The sequence below is a fragment of the Pseudoalteromonas sp. SG43-5 genome (assembly GCF_014164345.1).
In the GTDB taxonomy this organism is placed as follows: domain Bacteria; phylum Pseudomonadota; class Gammaproteobacteria; order Enterobacterales; family Alteromonadaceae; genus Pseudoalteromonas; species Pseudoalteromonas distincta.
Genome location: NZ_JACJFA010000006.1, coordinates 204,878 through 224,840, shown reverse-complemented (window position 1 = coordinate 224,840; position 19,963 = coordinate 204,878). Strand labels below are relative to the sequence as shown.

The window sequence follows — 19,963 nt, the reverse complement described above, 5'->3', positions numbered from 1 at the left end:
ACCTTAAAAAAAGAAACTCAACAAGGTGCACTTGAACACTGTATTGTAAGACGCCATATACGGTATACTACTTTTAATTGAAACTTAATAAGTCAATCCTGGTTAATTGAAAATCAAACTAACCGTAAAATTTTAATGGATTGATATAAACGTCTTATCGGAACCGTTACATGTTTGAGAACCTCCAAGAACGATTAGGTAAAACCTTAAAAAATATCAGTGGCCGTGGCCGTCTGACTGAAGACAACATAAAAGACACACTTCGCGAAGTGCGTATGGCATTTTTAGAAGCCGATGTGGCACTGCCTGTTGTTCGCGAGTTTGTAAAACAAGTTAAAGAACGTGCAGTTGGGGTTGAAGTTACAAAAAGCTTAAGCCCAGGCCAAGTATTTATAAAAATAGTGCGTGAAGAATTAGAAAAAGCAATGGGTGAGGCCAATGAAGAGCTAAGCCTAAATGCACAACCGCCAGCCGTTGTTATGGTAGCGGGTCTGCAAGGTGCGGGTAAAACCACCAGTGTAGCTAAGCTTGCTAAGTTTTTAAAAGAACGCAAAAAGAAATCAGTGCTTGTAGTAAGTGCCGATGTTTATCGCCCTGCTGCGATTAAGCAGCTAGAAACGCTTGCTACAGAAGTTGACGTTGATTTCTTTCCAAGTGATATTTCGCAAAAGCCAGTGGATATTGCAAACGCTGCAATTTCTCATGCTAAAAAGAAATTTATAGATGTAGTACTTGTTGATACCGCAGGTCGTTTACATGTTGACAGCAACATGATGGACGAGATTAAAGATCTTCACAAAGCAATCAACCCAATTGAAACTTTATTCGTTGTTGATGCAATGACGGGTCAAGATGCGGCAAATACAGCTAAAGCATTTGACGAAGCCCTGCCACTAACCGGTGTAATATTAACAAAAACCGATGGTGATGCACGTGGTGGTGCTGCCTTATCTATTCGTCATATTACAGGCAAACCAATTAAATTTATGGGTGTGGGTGAGCGTACTGACGCACTTGAGCCTTTTCATCCAGACCGTATAGCGTCGCGTATTTTAGGTATGGGTGATGTACTTTCATTAATCGAAGAAGTCGAAATGAAAGTAGATAAAGAGCAAGCTGCCAAAGTTGCTGAAAAAGTATTTAAAGGTGCCGGTTTTACCCTTGACGACTTTGCTGATCAATTAAAGCAAATGAAAAACATGGGTGGCATGATGTCGATGCTTGATAAGCTCCCTGGTATGTCTAACTTACCAGATGCTGTTAAAGGCCAAATGGGTGATAAAACATTTATCCAAATGGAAGCTATTATTAGCTCAATGACTAAAAAAGAGCGCGCACGTCCAGAAATCATTAAAGGTTCACGTAAAAAGCGCATAGCTGCTGGCTCTGGTACACAAGTACAAGAGATTAATAAGTTGCTTAAGCAGTTTACGCAAATGCAAAAAATGATGAAAAAGATGAAAGGTAAAGGCGGCATGACCAAAATGATGCGCGGTATGAAAGGCATGTTACCACCTGGGATGATGGGTGGCGGTGGTCCTAAGTTTTAAAAAATACTTTTGAGTTATTTTTTAAAATAATAGCGAATCATATTTAAAGGAGCAAATAGCTCCTTTTTTGTTGAATAAATTATGCATGTAATACACCTTTAACCCTAATTTGTCGTTGAGATCACGGTTTAACCTACTAAACTGTCTTTTTGCTTCACTTCTTACTTGCGTTATTGCCAAAAACTCGTACAATTCCCCAGCTCCCCATTCTGGGGAGTAAATCTTATTAATGAAAACAGTCAATCTTTATAGAGGACGGTATGGTAACTATTCGTTTGCAACGTGGTGGCGCTAAAAAACGCCCTTTCTATCAAATTGTGGTTGCGGATAGCCGTTTCTCGCGTGACGGTCGCTTCATCGAGAAAGTAGGCTTTTTTAACCCAATTGCTTCAGGTCAAGAAGAAAAAATTCGTTTAGATTTACCACGTGTTGAACACTGGGTAGGTCAGGGCGCATCTCTTTCAGATCGCGTAGCTAAGTTAGTAAAAGACGCTCGTAAAGCGGCTTAATAGGCGTAAGTGTAACCATGAGTCAAGAGAACACCTCATCAATAATTGTCGTAGGAAAGCTCGGTGCCCCATATGGTATAAAGGGCTGGCTTAAGGTACATTCATTTACTGATGATCCCGTAGGGATCTTCGATTTCAGCCCGTGGTTGATAGGGCAGCAAGGTAAATGGCAGTCCTTAGAAGTGGTCGACTGGCGTCGCCACAACAAAGGCTTTATCGCTAAATTTGCGCAGATAAACGACCGAGACGAAGCAATGGCTTATACCCATGCTGAAATCTCAATGGATGCAGCGCATTTACCAGAACTTCCGCAAGGTGAGTTCTATTGGCGAGATCTCATTGGCATGTCTGTTGTAACCGATAAAGGTTATAGCTTAGGCATTGTTGATGACCTTATGGAGACAGGGTCAAATGACGTACTAGTTGTGAAAGCAAACAGTAAAGACGCATTTGGTCAAGCTGAACGTTTGATTCCTTTTTTAACTGATTCAGTTATTAAAGAAGTTAAATACGACGCAAGAGAAATTACCGTAGATTGGGATCCAGGGTTTTAATGACGCAAACTAGTTCATTATGGGTAGGGGTGATAAGCCTTTTTCCGGACATGTTTGACGCTATTACAGACCAAGGTGTTACCGGTCGCGCAGTAAAAAATGGTTTAATTGATTTTAACTGTTGGAATCCGCGAGACTACGCTTTAGATAAGCATAGAACCGTAGATGACCGTCCTTACGGGGGCGGACCAGGTATGTTAATGATGGTTGAGCCATTAAAAAAAGCGATTGCCGAAGCTAAAAAAGCAGCTGGTGATGGCGCTAAAGTAATTTATATGTCCCCGCAAGGGCGCAAACTTGATCAGCAGGGCGCTAGCGAACTCGCTAACTCTAATAAACTGATTTTGATTGCCGGTCGCTATGAAGGTATAGATGAGAGAATAATAGAATCATATGTTGACGAAGAATGGTCAATTGGTGATTTTATTTTGAGTGGTGGTGAACTACCTGCCATGACATTAATTGACGCAGTAGCGCGATTAGTGCCAGGTGTGTTAGGTCATAACCAGTCAGCAGAACAAGATTCGTTTTCGGATGGCTTGTTAGATTGTCCACACTATACACGACCAGAAACATTGGACGACAAACAGGTTCCTGCTGTATTACTCAGTGGAAACCACCAAGAGATAGCAAAGTGGCGGCTTAAGCAGTCATTAGGTAGAACTTGGTTACGACGTCCTGACTTGTTGCATAACCTAGCTCTGACTGAGGAGCAAGCGGTATTACTCGCAGAATTTCAGCAAGAGTACCAAAAAGCTTGTGGCTAGAAGACAGTTACACCTAGGAAAGTGAGAAACATAATGGCAAAAGTAAACCAAAATATTATTAAAGCGCTTGAAGATGAGCAGCTTAAAACAGACGTACCTGCATTTGGCCCTGGTGATACAGTGGTTGTACAGGTAAAAGTAAAAGAAGGTGCTAAAGAGCGTCTACAGGCCTTTGAAGGTGTTGTAATCGCTAAGCGTAATCGTGGTCTTCACTCAGCATTCACAGTTCGTAAAATTTCGAACGGTGAAGGTGTTGAGCGTGTATTCCAAACGCACAGCCCTCTTATTGATAGCGTAGCAGTTAAGCGTCGCGGTGCAGTTCGCCGTGCTAAGCTTTACTACCTACGTGAGCGTTCTGGTAAATCTGCACGTATTAGAGAAAAACTTAACTAATACGCGCTGTTTATCAACGCAAAAAAACGGGTTGCATCCTTCGGGTTGCAACCCGTTTTGGTTTTAGAATATTATTATCTCAATTCTCAATTCTCAATTCTCAATTCTTATTTCCTTATTAGTAAAATTTAAGCTTTAGCCTTTTATCAATTAGCTGATCCTGTTAGTATTTATCGTATTGATTAGTTTACTTTTATGTAAATTTATATTTACGTTATTTGTTTTTTAAGGTGGTATGAACGTGGCTGACATAAGTGATTTAGCACAGCTGAGAGAAGGTATAGATGAATGCGACGCACAACTTGTTGCCTTACTTGCTAAACGTAATGGTATTACGCAAAAAATTGGTGAGATAAAACAACAAACAGGCGCGCCTTTGCATGCACCTAATCGTGAAGCAGAGCTATTAGCGGCAAGAAGACAAGAAGCAATAAATCAAAATGTAAGCCCCGATCTAGTTGAAGATATACTAAGACGCATGATGCGAGAAGCCTATCAAAACCAACAAGCAAAACTTGCATGTGCAGCGCCAGAGCTTTCGCCAATTGTTATTGTAGGTGGTCAAGGTGCTATGGGGCAGCTATTTGCTCAGCAGTTTATTCGCTCAGGTTACGAAGTTAAAGTTTTAGATAAAGATCAGCAAAACGATGCGCAAAATATTTTAAAAGGTGCCAAGCTGGTAATGATTAGCGTACCAATTAATGCATTGGACGCAGTAGTTGCTAAGTTACCTAAACTAGATGATGACTGTTTACTAGTTGATATTACATCGGTAAAGCAATCGCCTATTAAAGCACTAAAAGCTGCGCACAGTGGCCCTGTGGTTGGTTTGCATCCTATGTTTGGCCCTGACATATCACATTGGGTAAAACAAACGGTCGTTGTATGTGGAGGGCGAGAGCACCAAGCGGCAAAAGGCTTGTTACAGCAGTTACAAGTATGGGGTTGTCAGCTTGTTGAGCTTGATGCTAAAAAGCACGACGAAGCAATGCAAATTATTCAGGTAATGCGCCATTTAACAACATTTGTGTACGGACAGTTTTTAGCAAAACAAAGTCATACACTAGAAGAGTTACGTAGTTGCTCGTCACCCATTTATCAATTAGAGCTGATGATGGTAGGGCGTTTATTTGCGCAGTCGCCGGAGTTGTACTCAGATATTATGTTAGCGCAATTCGATGATGTAGAGAGCCTGCTCGCACAGTACCAAGACACTTTTGCAAGTACATTGGAAAAATTAAAAGCAGGAGATAAAGCAGCGCTTATTGATTCTTTTGCGCAGGCGAAAGTTTACTTTTCTGACTCAACAGAGCACTTTTTAACACAAAGCCGAAGCTTATTAAATAAAGCGAATGATTCAAAAGTTTTAGACTAATACTCGTCACTTTTTACTAAAAAGGGCCGATATCGGCCCTTTTTAATTATGAAAGTGTGTATTAAGTATTAACGCTTACTGCCTGCAATGACTCGCTTTGATAGCAGCCTAAAATACGCACATATTGGGTGTGTTCTTTAAGTTCTTCTAGCGCTTCTTTTACTTGGCTATCAGCTAAGTTTGCTTCAAGATCTACATAAAATACTTCTTCCCACGGATTGCCCGGAGTTGGGCGCGACTCAAGTTTTACTAAATTAATCTTATGCTGTTTAAAAATCATCAACGCATCGGCTAGTGAGCCCGCTTGCTGTTTTGTCGACATGATTAAACTAGTTTTAGTTGGAATTTGGTTAGACACTTGCAGAGGTTTACGCGCAACAACAATAAAGCGGCTATGGTTTTCGCTTTGATTAGCAAGATTTGATTTGATGACTTCAAGGCCGACATTTTTTCCTGCTTGTGCAGAGCCAATTGCAGCACTATTTGGTGTGTTTAGAGCTGATTGTAATGCGCTTGATGTAGAGTCACAAGTTTCATGTTGTAAATCACCCAAGCCCTGTAAAAAACGGCTGCACTGTGCAAATGGTTGTGGATGTGCAAATACTTTTGTTAGTTGGCTAAGTTCAGTATCAGGGTTTGCGAGTAAGCAATGCTCTACACTGTGAGTGACTTCTCCAACAATAGAGACTTGTGCGTGCTGTAATAAGTCAAATACTTCGTTAATGCTACCAGAGCTTGTGTTTTCAATCGGTAATAAACCAAAATCAGCTTGGCCGTTTTCTACTTTACCTGTTATTTCGTCAAACGATGTACAGCCAATTTCAATTAATTTACCAGGGCGGCGACTAAAGTATTTATGACATGCAAGCTGGCTATAAGAACCCTGACCACCTAAGTAAGTTACACGGTGTGTTTCACTCAGTGCGTCTGGATTAAGGTTTTTTTGTAACATTGCTTGTTGGTGTAAAACTGAATCTTCCAAAATAGTTTGAAACACATTATTTACGTAGTAAGCATCTAAACCCAGTGACTTACCATAACCAATTAATTTTTCTAGAAGCGCGAGTTCACGTGCTTCATCGCGAATTGGCTTGTTGTTGGCGATTTTATATTCAACCACACCGTGGCTAATGCGACGGCGTTTAGCTAATAACACGAGTAAGTCGGAGTCTATTTCATTTATATCGTGTCTTAGTGCATTTAATACATCATTTGTCATTTTGGTATCCTCATTCCAAAAGTAGGCTGTTATTACACAGCAAAAACAAAAAAGCCTCCCGGTTGGGAGGCTTTACTATTCGATTGATTTTATCTCACAAACAGGGAAGCCTCTTCTATATAAAGAAGCTAAAAAACGAAAAAAAAGTGCGAGAGATAAATATGTTCATACGGTTAATGTATGGAGAGTTGCCAACAATGTCAATAAAGATCTAAATAAGCTTAGGGTACTATTTATTTACCTTAGGTGGTTATTATAGAAACTTTACAAATAATTTATAAATATGAATGCGGATCTGGTATATTTCGTTAACTGGTTCAAATAATAACAATTATTAATAATTAAGGTTGACCCGTGGTTTACAGACGGCCTCCATCTCGTTTTGGATTGAATTCTTTAAGTGTAAAACTTTCACTGCTTATATCTGCTATTTGTTTAATAGCAGGGGTATGTGCGGCTGCCTTAATGCTTAAATCTGAAGAGAAACAACTTGTTTTTGAAGAACATGAGGTGTTAAAAAGCTCTACAGATTTATTAGTGAAGCAGTTTAATGAGCGTATTAAAACAAAAATAAATATTGCTCAGCAAGCTAATAACGTAGTGACAGAGCAGCTTTTTCAATCTAATTCACCAATTAATTTAGGTAATAAATCACAGTTACAGTTTAATAGCGATGGTACCATTCGAAGTGCCTCGGCTGACGGATTATCAGCAGCATTTTTACCACAGCAAAATTACTCTCCTTTTTATAAACGCCTATTTAATGATTCTGAAATGTTATGGCGTATAATTTCTCCGACTCTGGTACATGACTTTTTTAACTTTTATTTAATTACCGATGACGATTTCATTCGTGTTTCTCCTCCAAACTGGGCATTAAATGCACCAGCCGAGTTTAGAGTTACGCAAGGTACAACGTATAAATATATTAAAAGTATGTTGGGGTCAGAGCGAGAGCCTGCATGGTCAAAAGTTTATTACGATACAGTATGGCGAAAGTGGGTTATTAGCTTACTAGTGCCGGTGTATGTTGATAACGAGTTTTTAGGTGTAACGGGAAGCGATATTTCCCTTAATAAACTTATTTCATTTTTACCTGTTGGCGATAAAGAAAAACACTTACTTGTATTTGATAGTAAAGGGCAATTGTTAGCCCATCCCAATCTAAACCCTGCATTATTAGCTGACTACGGTAGTGACAATAAAGCACTCGCTACTAACGAATTTGTAAACCCAGAACTGCAGTCAATTATTGACGATGCAATTGCGGTGAAGTTACCAGAATACGCCAATTCATTTGAACAAAATGATGAAGCTCACATTATTAATATTCGTAAAATTGATGATTTAGATTGGTACATAGGGGTTTATAAAAAACGTTCATCAACGTTATCTGCGTTACAAGATTTAAAACTGAAGTTTTTTGGACTCTTTATTTTATACGCAATATTAGTTGCTTTATTGCTGCATCAGGCGCTTTATCAACTAGTGCTTCGGCGTTTACATACTTTAGTTTATGCAGTAACAAGCTTTGGTAAAGGTCAGCTAACAACAGAGTTTCCGCCAGAAAACAAAGATGAGATTGGTACCCTTAATGGCTCATTTAGAGACATGACGGTAGAAATCCGCAAACTTATTGATGGTTTAAACCAAAGAATTACAGAAAAAGAAATTGCTGAAAAAGCAGCTAATCGTTTATCTAAAGCGGTCGCGTTCTCGGGCACTGGGGTTGTGATCACCGATGAAAATTTTGTCATTGAGTACGTAAACCCCAAAATGCTCGAAATGACAGGCTATCCAGAAAGCCATTTTAATAGAGCACCATTACTTAATATTATTGCCTCAGAAATGTCTATTTTAATTGAAGATATAGACATAGATTTACGCAGCCGTAATTACTGGCGCGGGGACACATTAATAGCTGGTTTAAACAAAGAGCCAATTTGGGTGTCTTTAAGTGTTTCGCCAATTCGTGAAGAGGGCGGTGAAATAACCAGTTATGTAGCATCAGCACAAGATATTTCGTTTGTAAAAGAAAGCCAGCGTAAAATGGAACAATTGGCTTACTTTGACACCCTTACGGGACTTGCCAACAGAACATTTTTTAGAATGCAATTGCGTAAATCAATGGCATTAGCAGAGCGCGGGCATTATGCATTTGCTTTGTTTTACTTTGATTTAGACGAATTTAAGCGTATTAACGACACATTAGGCCACGATGCTGGCGATCAATTATTAATTGAAGTGGCAAACAGACTTAAAAAACGTTTACGAGCCGAGGACACCATAGCGCGCTTAGGTGGTGATGAATTTGCAGTGTTGCTCAGTGGTATAGAAAGCCAAACTCACGCGGCTGATGTTGCCAATACAATTCAAAAAACACTGAATGTGCCTATAAAACTAGGTAGCAATGAAGTTATTATCAGTGCAAGTATTGGTATAACTATGGCTCCTTACGATAGCTTAGAAGAAGATCAGTTACTCAAACATGCTGATTTGGCAATGTATGAGGCAAAAGCAAAAGGACGTAATACCTTCCACTTTTATAGCCAAGAATTAAATGCGGCCGCAAATGAGCGTTTATTTATTGAAAATGAGTTACGTATAGGGCTCAAAGAAAAGCAATTTGTAGTTTACTACCAACCTCAAGTTGATAGCCGTACTCATCAGGTCGTTGGTTATGAAGCGTTATTAAGATGGTTCCACCCAACTGAAGGCGCAATCCCTCCAGATAAATTTATTCCTATTGCAGAAGCGACAGGCCTTATAGTTGAATTAGGTGAATGGGTGCTTCAAGAGTCTTGTGATTTTGCCGTAAGATTGGCAGAACAAGGTCTAGAAAATAATATATCGATAAACTTATCGGCCCGCCAGTTTAAAGACTCAAGCTTAGTTACAACACTGAGCAAAATGATAATTAAGTCGGGTGTTTCAGCAAAGCGCCTTCATTTAGAGCTGACCGAAAGCATGCTAATGGGTAATGTAGAGGCAGCCATTACGCAATTGCACGAGCTTAAAGCATTAGGTATATCTATTTCTATTGATGACTTTGGTACAGGTTATTCGTCGCTCAGTTACTTAAAACGATTCCCGGTTGATATATTGAAAATTGACCGTTCATTTGTAAAAGATATCCCAGAGGATACAAATGATATGGAAATCACTGCAGCTATTATTGCCATGGCGCAAAAGTTAAAGCTAGACGTGGTCGCAGAAGGGGTTGAGACAATAGAGCAGATGCAGTTTTTACAAAATAATAATTGCTTCATTGTGCAAGGCTATTATTTTAGTAAGCCAATTGCTGAGCACGAACTACCGAATTTGTATGAAAGGTTAAATGAACTCGCAAATAGCGAAGTAACTAGTTAATAAAATTGCGGGTTAACCACCCGCAATTTTAACTTTAAATTTTAACGCTTCTAAAATGCCTTTTAGTTTATCTCGGTCATCACCTTGTACTTCAATAATGCCTTCTTTTACTGCGCCGCCTTGGCCCATTTTGCTTTTTATAGTTTTAGCTAACTTTTTTAAATCGTGATCTTTTGGATCAATGCCAACAACTAGCATTACGCCTTTGCCTTTACGCCCTTTTGTTTGACGCTCAATGCGAATAAAACCATCTTTAAAAAGTTTAGCGTGCAACTCTTTTTCTGGTTTCGGCTGGTCAATGCGACCCGTACTAGTTGAATATACTAAGTGACTATCACTCATACCTTACCTTTGTGGATAAAAATGAATTAAATACTGGTGTAAATGATAGCAAATTTGAAGTTGTGTGTTTTTCTTTTTGCTAAATACTTTTAACAGGTTATATTTAGTTCAAAGGAAATATTATTGGAGTTTAATATGAGTTTAACTAAGAATGAATCAGTCGATGGCACTACATTAACAATACAAATTAAAGGTAAGTTTGATTTTAATTTAGTGCAATCGTTTCGCCAAGCTTATGCTCAAATGAGCGAAAAAACAGTAAAGGTTATTATCGATTTAAGAGAGACTGATTATATGGATAGTTCAGCACTTGGCATGTTACTTAACATGAAAAAAACCATTGATAGCCAAGTACAAACCATCGAAATAAGTAATTGCCAGCCTCAGCTTAGAAAAATCCTACAAATTTCACGTTTTGATAAAAAGTTTGATATTAGCTAATGATACATGTGTTGATTGTTGACGATCAGGCGCTCAATCGCATTTTACTAAGTAAAATGCTTGAGCAGGAAGGTTACAAAATTTCAGTGGCTTACAATGGGCTAGATGCACTTAATGTACTTAAAAGAGAGCTAATAGACATTGTTTTACTCGATGTATTAATGCCCGTAATGGATGGTTTTGAAGCAGCTGAAAAAATAAAGCAGCAGTATAGTGAAGTTTACTTACCGATTATTTTTATAACCTCCTTAGAAGATCAAGCAAGTTTTGAGCGGTGCCTCGCGGTAGGTGGCGATGACTTTATTCATAAACCATTTGAAAAAGTTATTTTGCATGCAAAAATTAAAGCACATAGCCGCACCAGAGAGCTAAGTAAAAAATCAAATCAACAAAAAAAACTGCTTGAATATCATCACAATCAAATTGAACGTGAACACGAAATAATTGAGCATATTTTTAATAACTCATTAGAGAATCAAGGCAAGTTTAAAGAGTACCTCGATTTTAATTTATCGCCGGCGTCTATGTTTAACGGCGATATGTTTTTAGTGGCGCAAAGTCCAATAGGCAATCTGTATTGCATGTTGGGAGACTTTACAGGGCACGGCTTAGCGGCAGCTATTGGTGCATTACCTATCTCTCGTGTTTTTTATACTATGGTACAAAAAGGCATGGCGATTAATGACATTGCCTGTGAGCTAAATACACTGCTTTACAATCTCCTACCTGGACACATGTTTTGTGCTGCAACCATTATAGAGCTTAGTGCATCCGGTAAAAGTATTTCTGCATGGATGGGCGGCCTGCCAGATGCGTACCTAATAGATAAAGACGGTAATGTAAAACAAACATTAGAGTCGCAACATATGGCGCTGGGGATTTTAGACGATCAAGAATTTGAATATGAAGTTATTCACTTTGAAACAAATAGTAATACACGCCTAGTATTAGCAACCGACGGTATTATAGAAACAGCAAACAAAGAAGATACATTTTTTGGGGAAGAGCGTTTTTTACAAACCTTAAAAAGTAAATCGATGATTAGTAGCGAAGATATAGTGGCTGACGTTACTAAGTTTGCAGATGGCACTAAACAGCAAGACGATTTAAGCATTGTTTTACTAAATTGCCTGCCTTTAGTTCCTGAGGAGCAAGAGCGAGAAGCATTCTCTACTTTAGCGTTTAATTTATCTTTAAGTTTAAACTCAGAACAAATAAAAAAAACAGACCCCGTTTACGACGTTGTTAATATTTTAAGCAGTGTTGGGGGGCTAAATGCCCATCGTTCTAATATATTTTTACTGTTGTCTGAGGCTTATAACAATGCGCTTGATCATGGTGTACTAGGGCTTAACTCAGAGATTAAAAAACAAGAAGACGGCTTTTTTCGATATTACGAATTAAGAGAGGCAGCTCTTGCTAAACTTACAGATGCTATGATTATTATTGATATGCGCTATTGCCCCGACACGCTCAGTTTATATTTCATTATTTGTGATTCAGGCCGAGGGTTTAGTAGTAAGCACGATGAGTTGGCAAAGGTTAATAATGAATTTGGTAGAGGGGTGTCTTTACTAGAAGAAATAGCCGAAAAAGTAACTTATAACGCCAGCGGTAACCAAGTTGAAATGTGCTACAAGTTGAGCTAGCTCTGCAAAAATATCCATGCTATTATTCTCGAAACTTTAGATGTATGGATGGCCAAATGATTTCTTCTTACCTAAAACAAGCACAACTAAGTGCTAATCCAGCTTTGATTTCAACAGAGCTTGAAAAGCTTGAGCTACATTTAGCAAACACAGCTTTGCCTAATGTATGTTGGGAGTATCAAATACCTGAGCTTGGCGAGGGCGGTGCGTGTAGTTTATTTGGTTACCTACAAGATGAGCCATTCAAATTAACTGATTATCTTAAAAATGATGAGCAAACACAGTTCAAGCTAGCTAATTTACAAAGTATTGTGAGCTACATTGAGCAACAAACAAGTGTTGATTGGTATGGTATTTATCAATCAACTAATACTAGTGAAGGTAAGCAACTATTAAAATTAGCTTATCATGGTGCGCCTAGTCGTCCGTTGTTCCCTTTAACGCAAGCATTTGCGGCAGGTAGTAATAACGTGCAGGTTGCGCTATCTCACAAGGGCCGTATTATTAATAACGTTGAAGAGTACTTATCACAAGGTGGTGAATACTACACATGCGATCCTAAAGTTAAATCAGAAACCTGCTTACCTTTATTTAATACACAAAATGAATGTGTTGGTATTGTAGATGCGGAAGCCTTTAAAAATGATTTTTTTGATGAAAAGACGCTTGCCGTTTTAATTGCATGTTGTATTAAAATTCCTCACTTTCTAGTGTAAATAACGCTAGTCAACATGATGTGCTTTTATGTTAAGCTTAGCTTAACAGCTAACCCCTAAATAACGATAAGAGATAGCCAATGTTCTCAGTATTAAAACCATTACCAACAGATCCTATTCTTGGCCTTATGGCGGCCTATAAACAAGATACAAACCCTAATAAAATTGATTTAGGTGTAGGTGTCTACAAAGATGAGCAAGGCAATACACCGGTTCTTAAAGCGGTTAAAAAAGCTGAAGCGTTTCGTCTTGAAAACGAAATGAGCAAATCTTACATTGGTTTAGCGGGTAACTTAGATTACTGCCAAAAGATGGAGCAGTTACTACTAGGCGAACATCAAGCATTGCTAGCAAATCGCGTACGTACTGCGCAAGCGCCAGGTGGTACGGGTGCACTTCGCGTTGCAGCTGAATTTATTAAGCGTTGCAATGCAGATGCAACAGTATGGGTAACTAATCCAACATGGGCAAACCATATTAGCTTGTTTGAAGCTGCAGGCTTAACAGTAAAAGAATACCCGTATTACGATTACGAAAATAAAGACTTACTGTTTGATGAAATGATCAACACACTTAAACAAGTGCCTAAAGGTGATGTGGTTTTAGTGCATGCATGTTGTCATAACCCAAGCGGTATGGACTTAAACGAAACACAGTGGAACACAGTTGCCGAACTTGCAAAAGAAGTTGGCTTTACACCACTTGTTGATATTGCATACCAAGGCTTTGGTGCTTCACTTGAAGAAGATGCACGTGGCTTACGTATTTTAGCTGATGCAGTAGAAGAGCTAATTATTTGTTCTTCATGTTCTAAAAACTTTGGCTTATACCGCGAGCGTATTGGTGCATGTTCACTAATTGCAAAAGATAGCGCAACAGCAGATATTTCAAACTCTGTAATGCTAAGCGTTGTACGTAGTATTTACTCAATGCCGCCAGCGCATGGTGCTGATATTGTTAATACTATTTTAAGCAGTACAGAGCTTACACAATTATGGCACTCTGAGCTTGATGAAATGCGTAGCCGCATAAATGGCTTACGTAGCTTAATTAAAGAAAGCTTAGCAACTAAAGATATTGCGCAAGACTTCTCATTTATTGAACGTCAAAACGGTATGTTTTCTTTCTTAGGTATTAATAAAGAGCAAATTGCTCGCCTACAAAAAGAATATGGTATTTACATTGTAGGTTCTAGCCGCGTAAATGTTGCAGGTGTTAGCCAGTCAAATATTGAATACTTTTCAAATGCTGTAGCTGACGTTTGTAAATAAACGCAGTTAATATAAAAAAACCGCACATCTAATGATGTGCGGTTTTTTTATATCTAAATTAAAACAAAAAGCTTTAACCGATAGCAGGAATTAGCCCCGCCATTTGCATAAACTGCGCAGCAATAATCGTTATGCCACATATAGCTGCTATGCCAAGCCCAACATTCCCACTTTTAACTTTATAGCCTGTTTTATTTGATGTTGTACGCTGTTTATAAACCATTGCTACAGGCAAAAATATTGCAAGTACGACAAGTGCTATTGCAGCGTAACCTAAAGCCATAATAAAGCCTTGAGGATAAAATAATGCAAAGCCAAGCGGCGGAATAAACGTAATTAAGGCCGTTTTAATTCGGTCCGTTTTATTATCACCTTTTTTAAATGTATCAGCAAAAAAATCGAATAACCCTAAACTAACCCCTAAAAATGATGTCGCAAGTGCTAAATCAGCAAATAACTTAACGGCCGTTGCTACACTTGGATTATGCGCAATACTTGCCACGCTTGATACAAAGCCACTAAGGCCTTGGCTGTTGAGTAAGTCAACTTGGCTCATAATACCTTGGCTAAGTAGTTGCCAAAAAATATAAATGACTAAAGGCAGGGCGGCTCCAGCAATCATTACTTTGCGCAGTACTTTTATTTCTACACCAACATATTTAACAATAGAAGGAATAGAGCCATGAAAGCCAAACGAAGTAAATATAACCGGTATAGCTGAAAGGATTAACCCTTGCTCTACAGGTATCTCTAATAAATGCTTACCTTGTACATAAGGGGTTAGCATGTAAAACAAACTAGCTAATACAATAATTTTTATTGTAAATAACACTCTGTTTAGTTTATCTACCTTGCTAGTGCCCAGCGTTACCACACTTGCAATAATAACAGCGAGGATCACAGAGCCAAACTGTGGGGCTATATTTACATCAAAGCCTATATTTATACGCGCTTGAAGTTGTGCACCACCACCTGCAATATAAGCAGCGCATAAAGCGTAAAATAAAAAAACCATCGAAAAATTCGCGATATATTGTCCGCGCTTTCCAAGCCATAATTTAGCCAACGTATTTAACGTTGCATCGCGTGGTGCATATTGGTGTAGCTCTAGCATGAGTAGTGCGGTGTAGGTCATTAGTAACCAGCTAGCAATTATTAATGCAAGGGCAGTACTAAACCCAAGCCCGGCAGATGCAATTGGCAGTGCCAACATACCTGCACCAATAGTTGTGCCTGCAACAATTAACATGCTTCCAGTTATTTTATTTTTAAGCACTTAATTACCTTAATTATTATTAATATACATGCACGATATAACTAGTTACTCAAATCTCAAATAGTTTTGTAATAAAAGAGCTGTATTAAAATGTAACTTACAATTTACAACTGTATTTATTAAGGACTTGTATGCATTTAAAAGTATTAATATAGGGTGGTGAGGGTATAATTTTATGTACGTTGGATTGCGTTATAAAACGCTAAGGATTGGCATGTGCCGGTAAAAGTATCGTATTTTTTTATGGTTCTCATTTGGTCTACTACACCTCTGGGGATTGTGTGGAGCAGTGAAACAGTATCGCCAACGCTTGCTGTATTAATGCGTATGCTGGTGGGGTTGTTTTTAGGTGGTTTAATTGTTGCCATAACAAACATTAGAGTACCTTGGAGCAAAAATGCATGCTTACTTTATTTTTATTCGAGTATAGGTATTTTTGGCGGTATGTTACTAAGCTATATGGCAGCTAAAACAGTTCCTTCGGGTATTATTTCGCTTATGTTTGGCCTTGCACCTATTTTGTCGGGGTTGCTTGCTCAGCAGTTATTAAATGAACCTAAATTTAGCCCGATTAAATTAGTGGCGTTAGCGTGCGCCTTAATCGGCTTATATTTTGTTAGTTATAACCAAGTACAAAACTCGCAAACCCAAGGGCTCGGGTTGCTTTATGTGTTTATGGCTGTTTGCTTTTTTAGTTTAAGTGGTGTGATGATTAAACGCGTACAAATTGCGATTCACCCTATGGCAACAACATTTGGTGTCTTAGTTTTTGTAACCCCACTCTTTTTTATTGCTTGGTGGTTATTAGATGGTCAGTTGCATATACAAAACTGGAGTGCAAAATCATTGTGGGCAATTGGTTATCTAGGTGTGTTTGGATCTTTAGTTTGGGCTTTGGCGTATTTTCATGTACTGCAAAACCTAAATGCGAGTACGGTATCACTTACTACGCTCATAACTCCTAGCTTTGCGTTAGGCTTAGGAGCTTGGCTAAACAATGAGCCATTAAGTCAAGAGCTAATCATTGGTGCGGTTATTATTTTAATTAGTCTGGGTTTTTTCCAATTTGGTGATAAATTTTTAAAGCAAAAGAGAGTAAGCGCAAATTAGTTTTACTACATTTTCTCTATTTGAATAATTAAACGACGGTTTTTGTCTCGGCCTAAAATGTTATCGTTATTATCAACAAAGCGTTTTTCGCCTAAACCGGTGGTTTGCACTTTTGCTTCATCAACACCCAAGCTCACCATATAATCTTTTATAGTTTTGGCGCGCTTGCGCGATAAATCTAAGTTATTCCAGCGGCCGCCATAACTATCGGTGTATGAGTCAATGCTAATGGACTCTATGCTTGCATCATTTTTTAAATACTCAGCAATTTTATCAAGGCGTTGTTGCGACGATTTAGTTAATTTACTGCTGTTAGATTGATAGTTCATTACAGTAAACGAAATATCTTCAAAGCTGTAAGGGAGTAGCTCATCACGGCATTGTAAAAAAGCCCAGTAAGCTTGTTTAAAGTTTACACTCGATATACCAACGGCAATTTTATCGGCACTGTTTTGCCAGTCTTGATAATAAAAAGTAGGGTAGTAGCCTTTTTCAAGCTCACTAAGCATCTCCCATGCGGTTTTATTGCCCAGCTCACCATCAAACTTTTTAAGTAATTTCATATTTGCAATATCACGGGCCGGTAAGCCTGCTCGCCAAGACGGTGGCACGGCTTTTAAACCAGCAATTGCGTAATTATCTGGGCGTACAACCATATCTAAATTAAACGTTAAGTTTTTATTTTTACTTGCTGAAGCTTTAAAAATAGCTTCCCCATAATAAGGAACTTCATGATTTAATTGGCATTGTAAGCGCGTTGTTTTAACGACTTCCCAGTTGGAGTTGTCTTGGGTTGCTGTGTATTGGCGCATAGCAGCTTGCGAGTGAGTACTGCAAAGCACTGCACTTATACTAAGGCTAATAAATAACAACTTATACTTCATGGTGCTCTCCAGCTATCCGGGAATGCCAATAATTTGGCAAATTAACGACTGCAATGATTAGTTTGTTCTCTACGTAACTAACTTATAAGTTAAAGCAAGTTATGTGCCTACAATTTTAAAGCAATAAATACTTAAATCCCCTAGCCTAGGGGGCATCAATTTTGACATAATAGTCAGCTTACACGTATAAACAAAGAAGACTATGGCAAATACTGAGCAAACACCTTTCGCAAAACGCTTTCGTGGATTTTTTCCTGTTGTTATTGATGTTGAAACTGCAGGTTTTAACAAAGAGACAGATGCCTTGTTAGAAATAGCAGCTTCTGTTTTAAAAATGGATGACGAAGGACTGCTCAGCATAGATCATACTGTTCATTTTCATGTTCAGCCATTCGAAGGCGCTAATATAGAACAAGCAGCCATCGACTTTAACGGTATAGACCCGTTTTCACCATTACGTGGCGCAGTACCTGAAGACGAAGTAATTAAAGAAATATGTAAAGTAGTACGCAAAGCGCAAAAGGCCGCAGGGTGCCAACGCTCAGTTATTGTGGCGCATAATGCCGCATTCGATCATGGCTTTTTAAATGCAGCAATAGAGCGTAATAACATTAAGCGTACGCCATTTCATCCGTTCGTAAGCTTTGATACAACATCTTTAGCGGGTTTAGCGTTAGGGCAGACTGTATTAGCAAAAGCATGTAGAGCGGCAGGTATCGAGTTTGATAACAGCCAAGCACACTCAGCGCTTTACGACACAGAACGTACAGCTGAGCTTTATTGCTTAATAGTAAACCGCTGGCAGCAATTAGGTGGTTGGCCATTAGCGCCAACCGACGATTGCGACGCAAATGGCGAAGTTGAAACTGATACACAAAATAACGAAGAAACTAAAACGTCTGAGTAATTTTACCCTCAGTTAGCTTAACTAGGTGGGGCGGGTAAATACGCGAAAATTGTTTAGAATCTTTCGCTATTTTAAGCTCCACACCAGGGTGCATTAATTCATTTACTTTTAAACGACTACTGGCAAGTAATTGCACTATTTTTTGCTTAATAAGTAGTTTTTGACGATGAATATGTGCAGAGCGTATTTTTATATGCTTTTCATTTTCAGTTATCTTATTCATGAATTGCTGGCGCTGAGCAGCCCCCGCAATTTTACTCGCTTTTTCACGAGCCTGTTGTAAAGCGGTTACTTTAGTCGCAAGTACTTTTTCAAAATCGGTTATTTGTGTTTGCTTTTGGCGAAGCTCAAACCAGAGTTGCGCTAAAAATACGCGCGTTTTAGTACCGGCTGGCGCGCCTAGCTCACCTGTTTCAATGCGCATAGCATCTAAAATATTACCGCCAATAATTTTACCTCGCGGATCGTTTGCTTTGCCTACACGTATTAACCGCCTAGCACTTAAATCACAATGTAGAGCTTGGCGTTCAATAAATAAATCTTGTTCGGATTTAATATTGCAGTACTGAGCATAACCAATAGAAATAGTTCGCTGAGCGGTTATAGAGCATGTAAATGCTTCCTCGCTTTCACGTTTTCTACCAATTGCACCAAGCATAATGGTTACCGCACTTTTACTTTCAACAGCTCCTGATTCTACAAAACCCAGTACCGTAATATCACCATTGGCTTTTACACGCATGCCGTCTTTAATATCGCCAGTAATAATTACGCTACCATCAAAATCAACGTGGCCTGTACTTACATCTACGTTATCAAAGCATAAAACGTCATCTACACGCATACCTCGGGGTAGGGCAACGGGCACACCTTTGCAGTCGGCAATAAGCATATTAGGATTATTAGGATCTACTTTTGTACCTTCGAAAGGCTGGAGTTGGTGATCTGTACCTGGTTTTGCACTAATTGAATCGCCAAATACCGTATAGCCATCTTCTCCAGGAGTAGCGGCAATACGCTGCATTAAGGGAGTACCAGGTTTTACGGTGATAATAGCGCCAAGATTTTTCATATCAACCTTACCACCTTCCTTAGCTTGTGGGCTAAGCACACGGTCTTGGGCTGTTGAGCATAAGCGCACAAATTTAGCATCGCTGCCTTTTTTAGGATTACGCCCATGTGCAATTATGGCGCTATAAGAGCTTCCTGCTGGTTTTTCAAACTGCTGGCCTAAAAAGGTATCAAGCGCGCGTGGGCTTATTCCTTTTTTAACACCTGCATCAGCAAGCGCTTTTTGCGCACCTTCCATAGACAAAAGCGCACCACCTTTAGCGGTAGTTAATGTTGCTTCTGCGACCATGTTTTTTTCATCAATATTAATGACAAGCGAAGCATCTACCGCTTTAGCAACGACAAGTGATACTTCCTGATAGTTTTTAGTTGGCGCAAAAAGCTTTCCAATATTGGCAATGACAGCTTCGTACTCACTAAACTCAGATTGTTCGAGCATTTGCGTAAGCTGAGTACTCGTAACAGGAAAGCCACTATCAATAGGGTGACTAACTAAAGAGACAAACCCTGTATTTTGATCAAATGAAAAAACCGACATTTATTAATTCCCTACTCTATGC

At 38.9% G+C, this 19,963-nt stretch carries 18 protein-coding genes and 1 other annotated feature; of the genes, 13 read left to right on the top strand and 5 right to left on the bottom strand.

Features of this window, described 5'->3' with window-relative positions; all coding sequences use genetic code 11:
* Positions 1–170: 170 nt before the first annotated feature.
* The 6 genes from ffh to tyrA all read left to right on the top strand — a co-directional run bounded on the left by ffh (position 171) and on the right by tyrA (position 5,148).
* Positions 171–1,550 (top strand): signal recognition particle protein, encoded by a 1,380-nt coding sequence (gene ffh, locus H5161_RS09200; RefSeq protein WP_002962194.1) that lies wholly within the window; start codon positions 171–173, stop codon positions 1,548–1,550.
* Positions 1,551–1,810: 260 nt separating this feature from the next.
* Positions 1,811–2,059, top strand: a complete 249-nt coding sequence (gene rpsP / locus H5161_RS09195) for a 30S ribosomal protein S16 (protein ID WP_002962192.1) — start codon at positions 1,811–1,813, stop codon at positions 2,057–2,059.
* 17 nt (positions 2,060–2,076) lie between these two features.
* A complete protein-coding gene (rimM, locus tag H5161_RS09190; protein ID WP_024596584.1) occupies positions 2,077–2,613 on the top strand; it encodes a ribosome maturation factor RimM in 537 nt (178 codons plus the stop codon).
* On the top strand, positions 2,613–3,380 hold the full coding sequence (gene trmD / locus H5161_RS09185; protein ID WP_002962190.1) for a tRNA (guanosine(37)-N1)-methyltransferase TrmD: 768 nt from the start codon (positions 2,613–2,615) through the stop codon (positions 3,378–3,380). The genes rimM and trmD overlap by 1 nt, the downstream gene beginning before the upstream one ends.
* A 33-nt stretch (positions 3,381–3,413) precedes the next feature.
* Positions 3,414–3,773, top strand: a complete 360-nt coding sequence (gene rplS / locus H5161_RS09180) for a 50S ribosomal protein L19 (protein ID WP_002962189.1) — start codon at positions 3,414–3,416, stop codon at positions 3,771–3,773.
* 241 nt (positions 3,774–4,014) lie between these two features.
* Positions 4,015–5,148 (top strand): bifunctional chorismate mutase/prephenate dehydrogenase, encoded by a 1,134-nt coding sequence (gene tyrA / locus H5161_RS09175; protein ID WP_182769132.1) that lies wholly within the window; start codon positions 4,015–4,017, stop codon positions 5,146–5,148.
* Between the two features lie 61 nt (positions 5,149–5,209).
* On the opposite strand, the gene H5161_RS09170 is transcribed toward tyrA, so the two are convergent.
* Positions 5,210–6,367, bottom strand: coding sequence for a chorismate mutase (locus H5161_RS09170; RefSeq protein WP_002962945.1), 1,158 nt, complete (start codon positions 6,365–6,367; stop codon positions 5,210–5,212).
* A gap of 44 nt (positions 6,368–6,411) precedes the next feature.
* Positions 6,412–6,529, bottom strand: a sequence feature (Phe leader region).
* A gap of 192 nt (positions 6,530–6,721) precedes the next feature.
* On the opposite strand from H5161_RS09170, the gene H5161_RS09165 reads away from it, so the two are divergent.
* A complete protein-coding gene (locus H5161_RS09165; protein WP_182769131.1) occupies positions 6,722–9,736 on the top strand; it encodes an EAL domain-containing protein in 3,015 nt (1,004 codons plus the stop codon).
* A gap of 12 nt (positions 9,737–9,748) precedes the next feature.
* On the opposite strand, the gene H5161_RS09160 is transcribed toward H5161_RS09165, so the two are convergent.
* On the bottom strand, positions 9,749–10,078 hold the full coding sequence (locus H5161_RS09160; protein ID WP_002962947.1) for a translation initiation factor: 330 nt from the start codon (positions 10,076–10,078) through the stop codon (positions 9,749–9,751).
* Positions 10,079–10,213: 135 nt separating this feature from the next.
* Here H5161_RS09160 and H5161_RS09155 point away from each other — a divergent pair, with 135 nt between their 5' ends.
* The 4 genes from H5161_RS09155 to H5161_RS09140 all read left to right on the top strand — a co-directional run bounded on the left by H5161_RS09155 (position 10,214) and on the right by H5161_RS09140 (position 14,155).
* Positions 10,214–10,519: an STAS domain-containing protein gene (locus tag H5161_RS09155; protein WP_149602997.1), complete on the top strand. Its 306-nt coding sequence runs from the start codon at positions 10,214–10,216 to the stop codon at positions 10,517–10,519.
* The gene (locus tag H5161_RS09150) at positions 10,519–12,168 is read left to right on the top strand and encodes a SpoIIE family protein phosphatase (RefSeq protein WP_182769130.1); all 1,650 of its coding nucleotides are present in this window, start codon (positions 10,519–10,521) and stop codon (positions 12,166–12,168) included. Before H5161_RS09155 ends, H5161_RS09150 begins: the two co-directional genes overlap by 1 nt.
* A gap of 56 nt (positions 12,169–12,224) precedes the next feature.
* The gene (locus H5161_RS09145) at positions 12,225–12,884 is read left to right on the top strand and encodes a GAF domain-containing protein (protein WP_182712754.1); all 660 of its coding nucleotides are present in this window, start codon (positions 12,225–12,227) and stop codon (positions 12,882–12,884) included.
* 80 nt (positions 12,885–12,964) lie between these two features.
* Complete coding sequence (locus tag H5161_RS09140) at positions 12,965–14,155, top strand: amino acid aminotransferase (RefSeq protein WP_002962951.1); 1,191 nt, start codon at positions 12,965–12,967, stop codon at positions 14,153–14,155.
* 73 nt (positions 14,156–14,228) lie between these two features.
* Here the strand turns inward: H5161_RS09140 and H5161_RS09135 are convergent, their stop codons facing one another.
* Positions 14,229–15,431 (bottom strand): aromatic amino acid transport family protein, encoded by a 1,203-nt coding sequence (locus tag H5161_RS09135; protein ID WP_182769129.1) that lies wholly within the window; start codon positions 15,429–15,431, stop codon positions 14,229–14,231.
* A 216-nt stretch (positions 15,432–15,647) separates the two neighbouring features.
* Between H5161_RS09135 and H5161_RS09130 the strand changes: the two genes are divergently transcribed.
* Positions 15,648–16,541: a DMT family transporter gene (locus H5161_RS09130; protein ID WP_182769128.1), complete on the top strand. Its 894-nt coding sequence runs from the start codon at positions 15,648–15,650 to the stop codon at positions 16,539–16,541.
* Positions 16,542–16,546: 5 nt separating this feature from the next.
* On the opposite strand, the gene H5161_RS09125 is transcribed toward H5161_RS09130, so the two are convergent.
* Positions 16,547–17,425, bottom strand: a complete 879-nt coding sequence (locus H5161_RS09125) for an OmpA family protein (RefSeq protein ID WP_024595663.1) — start codon at positions 17,423–17,425, stop codon at positions 16,547–16,549.
* Positions 17,426–17,627: 202 nt separating this feature from the next.
* Between H5161_RS09125 and rnt the strand changes: the two genes are divergently transcribed.
* Complete coding sequence (gene rnt / locus H5161_RS09120; protein WP_138489440.1) at positions 17,628–18,332, top strand: ribonuclease T; 705 nt, start codon at positions 17,628–17,630, stop codon at positions 18,330–18,332.
* Here the strand turns inward: rnt and H5161_RS09115 are convergent.
* Positions 18,316–19,941, bottom strand: a complete 1,626-nt coding sequence (locus tag H5161_RS09115; protein ID WP_182769127.1) for a DUF342 domain-containing protein — start codon at positions 19,939–19,941, stop codon at positions 18,316–18,318. The two genes, rnt and H5161_RS09115, sit on opposite strands and share 17 nt — an antisense overlap.
* Positions 19,942–19,963 lie beyond the last annotated feature (22 nt).

Bases quoted from the DNA above. Each gene is read 5' to 3' on its own strand.
- ffh (WP_002962194.1), top strand. From the start codon at position 171: ATGTTTGAGAACCTCCAAGAACGATTAGGTAAAACCTTAAAAAATATC.
- rpsP (WP_002962192.1), top strand. From the start codon at position 1,811: ATGGTAACTATTCGTTTGCAACGTGGTGGCGCTAAAAAACGCCCTTTC.
- rimM (WP_024596584.1), top strand. From the start codon at position 2,077: ATGAGTCAAGAGAACACCTCATCAATAATTGTCGTAGGAAAGCTCGGT.
- trmD (WP_002962190.1), top strand. From the start codon at position 2,613: ATGACGCAAACTAGTTCATTATGGGTAGGGGTGATAAGCCTTTTTCCG.
- rplS (WP_002962189.1), top strand. From the start codon at position 3,414: ATGGCAAAAGTAAACCAAAATATTATTAAAGCGCTTGAAGATGAGCAG.
- H5161_RS09170 (WP_002962945.1), bottom strand. From the start codon at position 6,367: ATGACAAATGATGTATTAAATGCACTAAGACACGATATAAATGAAATA.
- H5161_RS09160 (WP_002962947.1), bottom strand. From the start codon at position 10,078: ATGAGTGATAGTCACTTAGTATATTCAACTAGTACGGGTCGCATTGAC.
- H5161_RS09155 (WP_149602997.1), top strand. From the start codon at position 10,214: ATGAGTTTAACTAAGAATGAATCAGTCGATGGCACTACATTAACAATA.
- H5161_RS09150 (WP_182769130.1), top strand. From the start codon at position 10,519: ATGATACATGTGTTGATTGTTGACGATCAGGCGCTCAATCGCATTTTA.
- H5161_RS09145 (WP_182712754.1), top strand. From the start codon at position 12,225: ATGATTTCTTCTTACCTAAAACAAGCACAACTAAGTGCTAATCCAGCT.
- H5161_RS09140 (WP_002962951.1), top strand. From the start codon at position 12,965: ATGTTCTCAGTATTAAAACCATTACCAACAGATCCTATTCTTGGCCTT.
- H5161_RS09125 (WP_024595663.1), bottom strand. From the start codon at position 17,425: ATGAAGTATAAGTTGTTATTTATTAGCCTTAGTATAAGTGCAGTGCTT.
- rnt (WP_138489440.1), top strand. From the start codon at position 17,628: ATGGCAAATACTGAGCAAACACCTTTCGCAAAACGCTTTCGTGGATTT.
- H5161_RS09115 (WP_182769127.1), bottom strand. From the start codon at position 19,941: ATGTCGGTTTTTTCATTTGATCAAAATACAGGGTTTGTCTCTTTAGTT.